This is a genomic window from Pontibacillus chungwhensis BH030062 (assembly GCF_000770675.1).
In the GTDB taxonomy this organism is placed as follows: Bacteria; Bacillota; Bacilli; order Bacillales; family BH030062; genus Pontibacillus; species Pontibacillus chungwhensis.
In genome coordinates this window covers 48128-62050 of record NZ_AVBG01000005.1, presented here as the reverse complement: position 1 = coordinate 62050, position 13923 = coordinate 48128, and the positions used below count along the sequence as shown (strand labels likewise).

At 41.3% G+C, this 13923-nt stretch carries 11 protein-coding genes; 5 read left to right on the top strand and 6 right to left on the bottom strand.

Annotation, left to right across the window (positions count from 1 at the left end; genetic code table 11):
* The first annotated feature begins 288 nt into the window (after window positions 1-288).
* Window positions 289-1065, top strand: a complete 777-nt coding sequence (locus N780_RS08370; protein ID WP_036782345.1) for a LysM peptidoglycan-binding and 3D domain-containing protein — start codon at window positions 289-291, stop codon at window positions 1063-1065.
* 346 nt (window positions 1066-1411) lie between these two features.
* Here N780_RS08370 and coaA read toward each other — a convergent pair whose 3' ends face one another.
* Window positions 1412-2347, bottom strand: a complete 936-nt coding sequence (coaA, locus tag N780_RS08365) for a type I pantothenate kinase (RefSeq protein WP_036782344.1) — start codon at window positions 2345-2347, stop codon at window positions 1412-1414.
* A gap of 162 nt (window positions 2348-2509) precedes the next feature.
* The gene (locus tag N780_RS08360; protein WP_036782342.1) at window positions 2510-3415 is read right to left on the bottom strand and encodes a TIGR01777 family oxidoreductase; all 906 of its coding nucleotides are present in this window, start codon (window positions 3413-3415) and stop codon (window positions 2510-2512) included.
* Window positions 3416-3478: 63 nt separating this feature from the next.
* Here N780_RS08360 and N780_RS08355 point away from each other — a divergent pair, with 63 nt between their 5' ends.
* On the top strand, window positions 3479-4414 hold the full coding sequence (locus tag N780_RS08355; protein WP_036782340.1) for a YndJ family protein: 936 nt from the start codon (window positions 3479-3481) through the stop codon (window positions 4412-4414).
* 97 nt (window positions 4415-4511) lie between these two features.
* Here N780_RS08355 and N780_RS08350 read toward each other — a convergent pair whose 3' ends face one another.
* Complete coding sequence (locus N780_RS08350) at window positions 4512-5927, bottom strand: alanine/glycine:cation symporter family protein (protein ID WP_036782338.1); 1416 nt, start codon at window positions 5925-5927, stop codon at window positions 4512-4514.
* 297 nt (window positions 5928-6224) lie between these two features.
* On the opposite strand from N780_RS08350, the gene N780_RS08345 reads away from it, so the two are divergent.
* From N780_RS08345 to alr, 3 genes are all read left to right on the top strand, one after another.
* Window positions 6225-7463, top strand: a complete 1239-nt coding sequence (locus tag N780_RS08345; protein ID WP_036782789.1) for a PucR family transcriptional regulator — start codon at window positions 6225-6227, stop codon at window positions 7461-7463.
* Between the two features lie 122 nt (window positions 7464-7585).
* Entirely contained in the window at window positions 7586-8716 is a 1131-nt protein-coding gene (gene ald / locus N780_RS08340) for an alanine dehydrogenase (RefSeq protein ID WP_036782336.1), read from the top strand.
* Between the two features lie 85 nt (window positions 8717-8801).
* Complete coding sequence (gene alr, locus N780_RS08335; RefSeq protein ID WP_232299507.1) at window positions 8802-10013, top strand: alanine racemase; 1212 nt, start codon at window positions 8802-8804, stop codon at window positions 10011-10013.
* Between the two features lie 101 nt (window positions 10014-10114).
* Here the strand turns inward: alr and N780_RS08330 are convergent, their stop codons facing one another.
* The 3 genes from N780_RS08330 to N780_RS08320 form a co-directional block, all read right to left on the bottom strand.
* Window positions 10115-10690: a thioredoxin family protein gene (locus N780_RS08330; RefSeq protein WP_332307807.1), complete on the bottom strand. Its 576-nt coding sequence runs from the start codon at window positions 10688-10690 to the stop codon at window positions 10115-10117.
* Between the two features lie 10 nt (window positions 10691-10700).
* On the bottom strand, window positions 10701-11450 hold the full coding sequence (locus N780_RS08325; RefSeq protein WP_036782332.1) for a (S)-benzoin forming benzil reductase: 750 nt from the start codon (window positions 11448-11450) through the stop codon (window positions 10701-10703).
* 91 nt (window positions 11451-11541) lie between these two features.
* On the bottom strand, window positions 11542-13470 hold the full coding sequence (locus N780_RS08320) for an endonuclease MutS2 (protein WP_036782330.1): 1929 nt from the start codon (window positions 13468-13470) through the stop codon (window positions 11542-11544).
* Window positions 13471-13923 lie beyond the last annotated feature (453 nt).

The following is a 13923-nucleotide window of genomic DNA, read 5'->3' as shown; positions in this document are numbered from 1 at the left end:
GATTCCCCGAACCACCTTACGCTCTATTTGCAACAACGGAAACATTCCCTAAGCTTCATTCACAGAAAAATAGAGAAAAAGATCCTCTAAAAGGGTCCTTTTCTCTATTTTCCCGTCATTGTAAAATCCATGTAATCTCCTTGTTAGAATTGCAATCACATTGTTGTCATTCTGTTGTTGGGCTTTTCCCATGAGCTTGTTATAGTTGGACACAGAGTTAATTCGTTACTCAATAAATTGTGAATTTCAACAGCTAAAGGCTATTGTAATTCCCAGGAGGTCAACAAAATGAAAAAACTATTTCTATCCCTAGCTGCTGTAGCAACGATTTCTACAACAACAGCGATCACAGCAAGCGCAGAAGAAGTAGACGTCAAGAGCGGCGACACATTATGGGGTATCTCTCAGGATTACGATGTGTCCGTTGAACAAATAAAGCAACAAAATAACTTAACATCAAACTTAATCTTCCCGAACCAAAAACTAACAGTGAACCGCAACGGAGACACTCAAGTTGCTCAGACTGCAACAGCTGACAGTGATGTGTATACAATTAAACCTGGCGATACACTTTTCGCCATTGGTGAACAATATAATGTAAGTGTGAATGAATTAAAACAGTGGAATAACTTAAGCTCAAGTACGATTTATTCAGGAGATACCCTGAATGTGAACGGATCAAACGTAGCAACAAAAGAAAAATCAACTGTAGCAAGCACACAACCTGCACAACCTAAAACAGAAGAAAAACAAGTTCAAACACAGCAACAAGAACAAAAGACAATCACAATGGAATCAACAGCCTATACAGCGAACTGCGTTGGGTGCTCAGGTATCACTAAAACAGGCATCAACCTTCTTGAAAACCCAAATCGCAAAGTCATCGCAGTTGACCCGAACGTAATCCCATTAGGCACTGAAGTCTATGTAGAAGGATACGGAAAAGCAGTAGCTGGAGACATCGGCGGAGACATCCAAGGAAACAGAATCGACGTCTTCATCCCATCCCAATCCGAAGCACTAAACTGGGGCCGCAAATCAGTAGACGTAACAATCTTAGACTAACCCCCTTCCTATAAAGAAGCACAAGCCCAAAGCTGATAACAGCTTTGGGCTTTCTATATGCTCTAGTCTCTACATGAAACTTTTCATACTAGTTACCTTATGCCGAAAAATCAATAAGCGGGGGCGTTAGCCAATATATAGCCTGGGGTGTCTGGGGAACGGGGAGACTCCTACGGGAGAAAGAGGTCGACGAGACCCCGCAGGGCGGTTTCCCCGAGGAGGCTCGACAGCTCGCCCGTGGAAAGCGAGTCGTTCCCCAGACACCCCTAGCTCTCTATAACACAACGCCCCCACCCACAAAAAAAAGCGCAAAATCGCCCAAACGATTTTGCACCTTCATCTAAGATTATGCCTTCCTAAGCATAATCGAATCAATTAAATGATCACGATCTTTATGCAGAATAAGATCCGCTCTGTTACGTGTCGGCTGAATATTTTCATGAAGATTCCTTAAGTTAATCCGTCGCCAGATATCTTCTGCCATGGCAATGGCTTCATCATTAGATAAACCGGAGTAATTATGGAAATAAGAACGCTCATCTTGGAAAGCCGTATCTCTGAGCTTCATAAAGCGTTCAGTATACCATTTCAGTAAATCATCTTCATTTGCATCTACATAAATACTAAAGTCAAAGAAATCAGAAACGTATGTACCAGGATCTGCACCTCGCGTTTTGGGAGTTTGCAATACATTTACTCCTTCTACTATGACGATATCCGGCTGGTCTAATACTTGAACTTCATCTGGTAAAATATTATACGTTAAATGTGAATAGACAGGTGCTTCTACGTCAGGTCGACCTGACTTCAAATCTGCCAAAACGTCTATCAATTTCTTTATATCATAACTCTCCGGGAACCCTTTTCGATTCATGATCCCCTTCTCTTCTAATACTTCATTCGGGAATAAAAAGCCATCCGTGGTTAAGATGTCTACACTAGGATGTTCATCCCACTCAGAGAGCAGTTCACGCATAATCCTTGAGATCGTACTCTTTCCGACAGCAACACTACCTGCGACGCCAATAATGAATGGCACCTGTTTCGTTTTTTGGCCCATGAAACGGTCTGTTACCGAGTGAAGCTCATGAGAAGCTTTCGTATATAAATTGAGTAATCTACTTAATGGAAGATAAACATTTGAGACTTCTTCTATATCGAGCTTTTCATTAATTCCTTTTACATTTTCAATTTGTATGGGAGACAGGGTCATCGGTACATTAGCTCGAAGCTTCGCCCATTCGTTTTTTTGGAACATCCAATACGGTGAATAACTACTCATACGGTTTCACATACCTTTGTCTACATTTTAAGAACTATAATATTCATAATTTACCACAGCGCTTCTAATTGTACCACCGTATCGAATTATGTCGAGCTCCCTCTTTCCTCTTTCAGCAAGCCTTAAACCCTTGATGCGAAAGCTTTCTAGTAGTATTAAAAATTATTCTAGAAGATTTGATAGCGCTTTCCTTACTGTAGGATAGTTAAAAGTAAAACTAGAATTAAGTAGTCGTTCTGGAAGGACCTTACTCCCCTTCATTAAAATAATACTCTTCTCTCCAAAAGCAACCTTTAACATCCATTCTGTTAAAGGGAACCAGTATGGCCGACTGATTATAGAAGCGATTGTGCGCCCAAATTCATCCATAGTAACCGGATGAGGAGCAGTTACATTTACGGGGCCTGAGATTGTCCTATCAGCAATAAGATAATCAATAATGCTCACGAGGTCCTCCAAATGAATCCAAGAGACATACTGACTTCCAGAAGCCACCTTCCCCCCTGCCCATAATCGGTAAGGAATGAGCAGCTTAGCCAAGGCTCCCTCACGAGGATGAAGAACAATCCCAATACGAGCTATAACTTTTCGAATGTCTGAATGATTTAAGTGATGAAGAGTGTTCTCCCAAACATCACACACTTCACTCGGAAAACTATTAATCAACGATAGACTTCGGTCTGTAAACTTTTCTTCTTCCGAGTACCCATAATAGCCGATAGCTGAGCCTTGAATAAAGACCTCAGGCTTCTCCTCGAGATGGTTTACAATCTCGATCATCCGCTTTGTTGCGTTTATACGGCTGTTTAGAATTCTCTCTTTCTTCTCGCTTGACCATCGACCTTGATCAATCGGATCCCCTGCTAAGTTAATAACTACATCCACTTTTCGTTCCGACAAATAATCTACTTCATCTTTCTGATCCGTAAGCCATTGTATGTATTCTCTTTGTCCATCTTTTCTTGTGCTCCCACGTGTAAGGATCAACAGTTTATGACCCTGCTGTTCGAAATGATTGACAATATGACTACCAATGAACCCTGTTCCTCCACTAATTAATATGTTCAACCTCTCTCCCTCTTTTCTTTTCCCGTAGTGACTTTTCGTATAAGATTTAAATGAGGTGATCCCATGATAGAGAAAAAACGTTCCCTATTCGGTTTTACGATTTTTATTATATTCATAGTCTTACAAATGGTTCTTACCAATATCCATACTGAGCAATATGTTCAACTATTACTTGTGTTTGCTTACGGAACGCTTATACCTTTGATGCTAGCTCTTGCTAAAACGGAGCATACAAACCTTTACAGCACCTTGCTCAACATACACCCGATTAGCTTTGTGTTGGCGTGTATTAGTTTTTTGTTAGAAAGAGGCTCTTTATCTTTCATCCTATCACTTCCTTGGTTTGGATTCACGGCATTCATTACGATTTACGGACTCGTTTCCTTGTTCAAAACAAAGGCATGGAGATCGATGCAAGAGCTTCTTATACATGCTGGTATGATATATATTGTGATCGGGGGAGGTTGGCTTTCGTTACATAGATTAAATGTAGATATTCTACATTTTCAAGATATCCTTATCTTATTAACATCTATCCACTTTCACTATGCTGCATTTATTACAATTATATCGTTCGGTTTAATGGGAAGGTTCATTAGCTCTAAGCAACCATTAGTGAGAAGAGTTTATAACGGCCTGGGAGGCTTTTTACTTGTAGGTCCGATCTTTGTAGCCATAGGGATTACATTTTCTCCTGTGTCTCCTCTTATTGAATTCTTGTCAGTGGTTGAATTTGTGGTACCCATAGCTCTGTTCGCACTTTTAAGTTTAGTTTTCATCGTGCCAAACGTAAAGAAACCAAAGGCCAAGGTTTCTTTCATTATCGCTTTCTTTTCCCTCTTTATATCTATGAGCTTTGCTTTCCTGTATGGATATGGTCACATAAGTGAAATTTCAGTACTTGATATTCCTCTTATGGTGTTCGTGCATGGATTTGTTAATAGTTTTGGTTTCTCTTTATTTATGATTCTTGGTTTATGGCATGAAAAAATGACATAAAAAATAACCTGTCCCTTAAGAGGCAGGTTATTTTTGTCGTAATCTCTTCAAAAGAGACTATATTAAAGTCATTATTCAACTTCCGTCTAGCATTACATTAGCTTGCTTTTCGGTAAGCGTTACGATTCTTATGCAAATAGTCGTTAAAATAGGAATTTGTTTCCCTGACAATTACTTTATATAGTAGCAATAAAGCAATTAAGTTTGGAATCATCATAAGCGCATTGGCCATATTAGCAAATGCCCATACGAGATCAAGTTTCATCACAGCCCCCATAAAGGTTGCTGAAATGTAAATAAAACGATAAGGGATAATGTAACGAAGACCAAGTAAGTATTCGAAGCACTTCTCTCCGTACATATACCAACCTACAATGGTGGAGAAGCCAAAGAAAATAACAGAGAAAGCTACAATGTACTCTCCGATTGTTCCTAAGGCATGTCCAAAGGCTGCACTCGTTAATGCGCCTCCGTCAAGGTCTGCAGCATGCGCTACACCTGAAATGGCGCCACCAGAAGGATCCCAGAATCCTGTCATAATAAGCACAAGACCCGTCATTGTACAAACAATAATCGTTACAATAAAGGTTCCCGTCATAGCTACTAATGCCTGTTTAACCGGATGATCTGTCTTTGCGTTTCCGGCAATCAGAGCAGCAGTACCAAGGCCTGCTTCATTGGAGAAGATGCCCCGTGAAACCCCGCTTCGAACGGCTTCCATTACCACAACTCCTGCAAAACCACCCGCTGCGGATACAGGACTAAATGCGTAGTTAAAGATCATTTCAAATGCAGGCACAATCGCTTCATAATTCATAATGATTATGAGCATAGATCCGCCTATGTATAGAAAGGCCATAACCGGAACAAAGAATCCAGCAACCGTACTAATTCGCTGAATGCCTCCAAAGATGATCAGACCTGTTAATACAGCCAACACGGCTCCTGTCACCCAACCATTTATATGAAAGCTCTCATCCATTACATCTGATATAGTATTTGATTGAACACTGTTCCCAATACCTAATGCTGCAAAAGCACCAAAGAAAGCAAATGCAATCGCAAGTCCTTTCCATTTCTTCCCGAGACCCTTTTCTACATAATACATAGGACCTCCGGAATATTCTCCGTTCTCATTTTTCACCCGGTACTTCATAGCAAGCAGGGCCTCTGCATATTTTGTTGCCATCCCTAGTAGTCCTACAATCCACATCCAAAAAATAGCTCCAGGGCCTCCAAGCGTTAAAGCGGTAGCTACACCGGCAATATTCCCGTTCCCAATTGTAGCTGACAAAGCCGTCATAAGCGTCTTAAAGTTACTGATATCCCCTTCAGCATTGGATGAAGATTCTGACTTTTCTTCTTTCGTAAAAGCCAGTTTAAATGCATACATTAGCTTCCTAAACTGTAACCCTCTTAACATAATGGTTAGAAATAAACCTGTCCCAAATAAGAGAATTAAGCTAGGCGTTCCCCATAGTACATCGTTGATTTGATTTAATACGTCTAACATCATTTCCCCCCTGCTCTGGATGTATCTTTTTGTGAGTTTTGGGTGTTAACATTATCCCATTATAAACTTTATCACTCATTTTTGAAGAGGTATTTGTGAAATCGTAAAATTTTAAGCGCTTTCAATTGTTGAAAACAACAATTGGATTGAGTAAGCTTTAGGAAATACCACAAATTCTTATAGATTTTCCATATGGATGTGGCTTAAAATGTACCAGGGGATTTGATTTTCAATACCTATATAATTCCTAACATAAGGATAGATACAGAGCTTAAACAGAAAGAAGGTGAGGTTGCCATGGGAACGAATTACGGGAGCCAAGATCCATTTAAAGGGCCCTTTCGCTCATTAGAAGAGCTGGCCGACCGGATTAGCGATCTGTTGCATTGCCCAGTTACGATAGAAGATTCAAATCACCGCATATTGGCTTATAGTACTCATGACGAGAACGTTGACCCAGCCAGGATTGCAACGATTATGAGAAGAAAAGTTCCAGAGAACGTTATTAAAACACTGTGGAAGAACGGAGTCATCCCTCAACTATTTGAAAGCGAAGAGCCTGTTATCATTCCAGCTATTGAAGAAGTTGGTTTAGGGAAACGAGTGGCCATATCCGTTCGAAAAAACAACGAAATTCTTGGGTTTATTTGGGCTCAAGTGCACTGGGATGTAACCGATGAAGATCTCGACCTTTTTAAGAAAGCTGCTAAAGTAGTAAAAAACCAAATGTTGCAACTTCAAATAAAGAAGCGCAAATCAGAAGAAGATCACAAAGAGTTCTTCTGGCAACTACTGACCGAGCACTTGACTGACCTTGAAACGATTCAAAGTCAAGCACGTAAATACCACATTCAATTAGAAGGTTCCTTAGCGATTGTCGTTTTTGAGTTTGAGGAAGATATCCATCAATCTTTAGAAAGGCATATCCACTACTATATCGAAGCTTCAAGACAAGTCAGCATTGTATGTAGCGCCATTGATTCCAATCAATTAATCCTCCTCGTTCGCCCGCATTCAAGCGAAGCGCCGGGGAAGGAGATCAATGATTTTGTTAAAACGTTTGTTGATAAATTACAAGACCGTGTCAATGTAGAGTTCCTAAAAGGAGCGGCAGGTACGTTGTACAAAAACCCTGTCCACATTCAAGACAGCTACAAAGAAGCGTTACACGTCTTATCCATTAAAGACCGTTTTCCTAATGAAGTTGAAGGCATATACAGCTATCAGGAGCTCGGAATCTATCAATTTATTGATTTCTTATACGAAAAGCGCATACGTGATCATTACACCAATCAATATATTGAAACCCTCCGCGAGTATGATCAAAAGCATCGAACAGACCTGCTTGAAACCGTAAGCGAATTTTTGCGATGCGATAGTAACGTCAACGAAGCAGCGAAAGCTCTGCACGTTCACGCCAACACACTGAACTACCGCTTAAAGCGAGTTACGAATCTAACTGGGTTGAATTTTAAAGATCCAAACCAAAAAATTACACTATACCTGGATTTAATGATCGAACGCCTGAAACAATAAGGCCATTGTTGATTTCTACAAAAGATGATTCTGAGTTTTTCTATTTTACACAATGCAATCCGTTCATCCCCCATCTATAATCGGAAGTACAAAATCGATTACAGGCAAAGGGGATGAGGGAATTGTTCATTGGAATTCCAAAAGAGATAAAAAATAACGAAAATCGGGTTGCGATTACACCAGCTGGGGTTTTAAACCTTGTAAACGCAGGTCATCACGTATTTGTTGAAACAACCGCCGGAATTGGAAGCGGTTTCGAAGATCAAGACTACAAAGATGCTGGAGCGACCATTGTAAGCGCAGCAGCTGAAGCGTGGGAGAAAGAAATGGTGATGAAGGTTAAAGAACCACTGCCTTCTGAATACGGCTACTTCCGTGAAGGCTTGATTTTATTTACGTACTTGCACCTTGCAGCAGAACCTGAGTTAGCACAGGCTCTAACTGAAAAAGGCGTCATTTCTCTTGCCTATGAAACGGTTGAAACAAACCGCACACTACCACTCCTAACCCCAATGAGTGAAGTAGCTGGACGTATGTCGGCTCAAATCGGAGCTCAGTTCCTTGAAAAACCAAAAGGCGGTCTTGGGATTCTTCTTAGCGGGGTACCCGGAGTGAAACGCGGAAAGGTTACCATCATCGGCGGCGGTGTTGTAGGTACAAACGCAGCTAAGATCGCGGTTGGACTTGGTGCTGACGTAACGATGATTGATCTTAGCCCTGAGCGTCTGCGCCAGCTTGATGATATCTTTGGAAACGAGATTAACACAATGATGTCAAACCCTCTGAACATCGCTGAAGCTGTTAAAGAATCAGACCTAGTCATCGGAGCTGTTCTAATACCGGGAGCAAAAGCACCTAAACTAGTTACAGAAGATATGGTGAAAGAAATGAAGCAAGGATCTGTCCTAGTTGACGTAGCCATTGACCAGGGTGGTATCATTGAAACAGTGGATCATATTACAACACACGATGACCCAACGTACGTGAAGCACGGGGTTGTGCATTATGCGGTTGCGAACATGCCAGGGGCTGTTCCACGTACTTCTACAATCGCCTTAACAAACGTTACGATTCCATATGCTCTTCAGATTGCGAACAAAGGTGTAGCAAAAGCCATTGAAGATAATCATGCTTTACAAAAAGGCTTAAATACAGCAAATGGACACGTCACTTATGAAGCTGTTGCCAAGGACCTTGGATATTCGTACACACCAGCTCATGAAGCATTAAACGCCGTCTTCTTTTCAAACTAATAAAGTCCATTAACCGGTGCCTTTCTATGAAAGGCACCTTTTCCATGCAGTAACTGCGGATGCCATAAGGAGGCATCCTCTTTTTATGGACTCAACAAAACAACTATATCAACTAAGAAAGGTTAGTGATCCAATGATCAATCCACACAGTTACCGAGACACTTGGGCAGATATTTCACTGGATGCCCTTTCTCACAACGTACATACATTTAAAAGCCACACCAATCCTGCTTGCCGCTTAATGGCTGTTGTGAAAGCGGATGGTTATGGACACGGAGCTGTGGAAGTTGCCCAAACTGCAATCGATGCCGGAGCAGATTGGCTTGGAGTTGCTTTCGTGGACGAAGGGATCGAGCTTAGAAAAGCCGGCATCCATAAACCGATCCTATTATTAGGATATACTCCGCCCCGGTCCATTGAAGCCGCTGTTATTCACGATTTAACGATCACGATCTTTACGCACGACATACTCAACCAAGTCGAAGCCTCAGCAAAACGGATGAATAAGACACCCAAAGTTCATATAAAAATAAACACGGGCATGAATCGAATAGGAGTTTCTACATCAACAGAAGCTATTCAACTTGCAGAGGCTATTCACCAATCTACTCTAGTAGACCTTGAAGGGATCTTTACTCATTTTGCAGAGGCCGATAATGAAGACCCTACATATACATACATGCAGTTTGACCAATTTCAAAGCATTGTCCATGACATTGAAGAAAAAGGGATTGATATTCCGATCAAACATTGCGCAAATAGTGCTACAACGATTGCTCATAGAAAGATGCATTTAAATATGGTTCGAGTGGGAGTTAGCTTATATGGATTCTATCCTTCCCCTCACCTGAAAGAATGGATCGATCTCACCCCGGTTATGACACTTAAAACAAAAGTAGCAGCTGTGAACAAATTAGAAGCCGGTACACCCGTTAGCTATGGGCGCACGTTCAAAACAGAGAGACCATCTTCTGTTGCCACGTTGCCGATCGGATACGCTGATGGACTCTCAAGACTTCTTTCCAATCAAGGAACAATGTCCATTCATCGTCATGTAGTCCCGATTGTCGGAAGTATATGCATGGATCAAACGATGATCGATGTCACCGGCATTGGTAAAGTTTCTCCTGATGATGAAGTAACTGTATTTGGAGATGGAAACAAAAGCGTTCCCACAGCAGATGAAATGGCTGCATTAACGGGCACCATTCACTATGAGATTACGTGTTCAATTGGAAAGCGAGTGCCTCGTATTTACCAAGCTGCTCAGGTGAAAGTTCGATACAATATGTTATAGCCAGCTAATTCATCTCTACATGCTTTCTTTAGGAGATTTTTAAAAAGTGCCAAGCAGAAAGCCCTGAGTTTATTAAACTCAGGGCTTTCTAGTATCTATTATTATTTCGTTTTTATTTCTAATGAGGATAGAGTTTCCTTTAAGCTTGCGTAAACTTCCTGCCAGAATTCATCATTTTCCCTATAAGCTTTTGTTAGGAAAAGAATCATTTCTTTCTGCTTCTCTTCAAAACTTGGATGGTCCTTATCCGGCATATTCTCACGGGCCTCATCAACAACTTCTTGAATTTTCGCAGCGCGGGGTCCCCACACCGCTTCTTCTTCTCCATCTTCATTAATAAAGATAAAGATGGGAATAGAACGAGACGTACCTTTAGTGAGGTATTGATCCATAAGCTCTGGATTCTCATCTCTTTTCAAGAAACGGACATCCATTCGGGATGCTTCTGATAGCTTTAATAGAATAGGGATGTTCATCATAGCATCTCCACACCAGTCTTCTGTCAGAACAATGACCCGAAGCTGTTTTACTTTAAGATCATCAAAAAATTGTTGGTCATCTGGTAATTGGTATGACTGATACACATTCATGAAGTTTTCTTGGTGTTTCTCCATTGCGGTTACATATTCTTGAGGACGAATCCCCTTCTCAAACCATTCTTCTAACTGCACGATCATTTCACCTCATTTAGTCTAATAACTGGTCCACACGATAAACCTCTCCACTTTCGAAACCTTCATCCAGAAGCTTCATCAGACCTCCTGCAACAACGGAAGTTGATCGAAGTTTGCCTTCTTCTTTTAACGCTTTAAACTTTTCCACATCAGCAAAAGCTTCTTCTGAAGAGGAGCGAATATCGGCTTGCATATCTGTATCCATCACGCCAGGGCTAAAGGCCACTGTTCTGTGCTTCGTGCCCCGCTCATTTTGTTCAAACGCAGTTGTTTCTGTAAAGTAATTCAGGCCTGCTTTCGTACCACCATATGTGCTCCAGCCATATACAGGTCGATTAGCGGCTCCAGAGGTGACATTTATGATATCCACATCAATGTTTGCTAACTTCTCCACAACTAAATTAGTTACTAACATGGGGGCAATTAAATTGATGTGAACGTGTTTGACGACCTGATCGGCATCTAGAGACCCTACGCGATCAATCGGTTCAACTACGCCCGCATTGTTTACAACGTAGACTTTCTCAGGAGCTTGATTCTTCACATTTTCTACAATCGAAGAGAACACGGATAGCAACTCCTCTTGAGAGGACAAGTCGCACGCATAATGTGTATACGTCACTCCATTCGCTTCTGCTCGTTTCTCCAAGTTCTTATTACCCGAACGGGACACTCCAATAATATGTGTGCCTCTTTCCATCATCTTTTCGGCAATAGACTCACCGAGCCCTTTTGAAACACCTGTGATTACAGCAATGTTCATCAAGATCCCTCCAAATAGCTATTCCTTTTCTCATTTCAGTATAGCGGACCCCTTAACCCATTCACAAAAGAAACGATCCGTAAACCTGAAATCACGTTTCATCCTCTTCATCGAGCGTCAGTCCATCTACATGTTTGCGGTCTAATTGCTTACGAATCTTTCTGTATTCTTTAGATTTAAAAATAATATCAAAGTCATAATCCTCAGGGTACAACTCTTCTGCTGGGATATGAAGCGCAATCCGCTTATGGTTAATGGTTCGCTTCTCTCCTTTTACTTGAATCACATAGTTTCCCTTTTCATCAGGCCCTTTATAAACGATACCTGTCTCTTCAGTAGCAAGAACCGTAACATTATCCCCCATGTTGTAGCGTGGTATGCTCTCCTCTTTACGGTCTTTTTTCTTGGACGTTTTTCTAGCATAGGCATTCGTTTTAATTTGCTTTTCCATTGTTTTAGCATCTGCGTCCTCACGCATGTCATACTTTTTCTCTTCTTTATAAGAGATCTCGTGAGCTTTCTCAATGATCGCCGGGTGCATGCCAAGTTTGAGAGCAATCTCAAAGGCTTGGCTTTTACCAGTTGTCCCAAGGAGAAGGCGATACGTCGGACGAAGCGTTTCAATGTCAAATTCCATAGAACCATTCAGGAAGCCATTTCGCAATTCCGCAAAATCTTTCATCTCATTGTAATGAGTTGTAGCTAAAAGCATCGCACCTTTGTCATACAATTGATCCAGGATAGCTGTGGCTAGCCCCATCCCTTCCGTCGGATCCGTCCCTGATCCAAGTTCATCAAGCAGCACCAGGGTATGATCGTTTGTCTCCTGCAGGATCTCAATAATGTTCACAAGACGAGAGCTAAATGTACTCAAGTTTTCGGTAATGCTTTGCCCATCACCTATATCGACAAACAATTGCTGAAAAATATGAAGGTTGGTTCCTTCCTGAGCCGGGATGTGTAATCCGGCTTGTGTCATAACCGTTAGGAGTCCTACTGTTTTCAGGGTGACCGTTTTCCCGCCTGTATTTGGACCCGTAATAACAAGGGCATGGTAGTCTTCTCCAAGCGACATAGTGAGCGGAACAGGATCATGAATAAGTGGGTGTGTAGCCTGACACAGTTGAATCTTATAATCCGTATTTAACATGGCAGCTCGCCCCTCGATGCTTATACTATATTTCGCTTTCGCAAAAATGACGTCGTATTGATGCATCGTTTCCATAGCGATGTGAAGGGTTCGTTCTTGGTCCAACACTAGTGCCGTCAAATAGTATAAGATTTGCTCTACTTCCCGCTCTTCAGCTAACTTTGTCATTCCGAGTTCTTCCTGCAACCGCGTGACTTCTTCTGGTTCAATAAAGACAGTAGCTCCAGAAGAAGAAGAATCGAGCACCGTTCCTTTGATTTTATTCCGATAGTTTGCTTTGATTGGAAGGACAAACCGACCATTCTTCTCTGCAACTACATGCTCCTGCATATAGGTTGATAGCTTCTTGGATTTGGCTAAGCGGCCTATCCGATCTTTAATTTCAGCAAGCTGATTCTGCTTCTGTCTTCTGATCTTCAACAATTCTTTAGATGCATAGTCATCCACTTGACCATGGCGAAGGCAACCTTGAATTTCCTGTTCAAGATCACTTAAATCTTCAATGGACTCTGCATATAAAGCAACAGTAGGAGCAGCGTACTTTTTGTCACTCATAAACCGCTTCAACTTCCCGCAATGATCAAGAAACGACTGCAACTGCTGAAACTGATCCGGCCTCAAAAACATTCCTTTTTTAGCCTGGTCAATCATGTGACTCACGTCATCCAAGCTATGAACTGGAACACTGCTGCTAATCTTCAATATCTCCTTCGCTTCGTCCGTTTCCTCAAGCCACCTTTCAATTTGCTTTTGATTAAAAGATGGCGTTAATGAGAGAATCGTTCCCTTCCCTCTTTCCGTAAACGCAAACCGCGCTACCTCATTCAAAATTGTATAAAAATCCAATACCTCAAACGTCTTCTGGTTCAACTTCTATATCCTCCTCAACACGCCAGTTCGCTTTAACACACTAAAGGGTGTCTGGCACGCTTTATTCAAGTAAAGTGTTTTTTAATAAAAAAAGCTGCAATGAATATAATCATTGCAGCTAACTTTCGATTCCATCATTCAATCGAGTGCAGACGTGTACAGAAAATAGAACAGGGCTATGACACATGTGTCATAGCCCTGAGGTACACCTTGCTAGTTATGCTATGATTCATTGTTCTTAACTCCCAAAAAAGTGTATAGAAAAATAAACTTGCCTGATTGCAAGCTTTTTCAAACCTTTTCTGGTCCGTATTAAGTTAACGGTTAGTTAAGAACAACGACCTTCATAAAACATACTCCTTCAAGAGTGATTTCGATTGAATGATTTCTTCGCTTATATAATATAATGTAAACGATTCATACCGTACTGTCAAACCTCCTGACAAAAAGTCT

Bases quoted from the DNA above. Each gene is read 5' to 3' on its own strand.
- N780_RS08370 (WP_036782345.1), top strand. From the start codon at position 289: ATGAAAAAACTATTTCTATCCCTAGCTGCTGTAGCAACGATTTCTACA.
- N780_RS08355 (WP_036782340.1), top strand. From the start codon at position 3,479: ATGATAGAGAAAAAACGTTCCCTATTCGGTTTTACGATTTTTATTATA.
- N780_RS08330 (WP_332307807.1), bottom strand. From the start codon at position 10,690: ATGATCGTGCAGTTAGAAGAATGGTTTGAGAAGGGGATTCGTCCTCAA.
- N780_RS08350 (WP_036782338.1), bottom strand. From the start codon at position 5,927: ATGTTAGACGTATTAAATCAAATCAACGATGTACTATGGGGAACGCCT.
- N780_RS08325 (WP_036782332.1), bottom strand. From the start codon at position 11,450: ATGAACATTGCTGTAATCACAGGTGTTTCAAAAGGGCTCGGTGAGTCT.
- alr (WP_232299507.1), top strand. From the start codon at position 8,802: ATGGACTCAACAAAACAACTATATCAACTAAGAAAGGTTAGTGATCCA.
- coaA (WP_036782344.1), bottom strand. From the start codon at position 2,347: ATGAGTAGTTATTCACCGTATTGGATGTTCCAAAAAAACGAATGGGCG.
- N780_RS08345 (WP_036782789.1), top strand. From the start codon at position 6,225: ATGGGAACGAATTACGGGAGCCAAGATCCATTTAAAGGGCCCTTTCGC.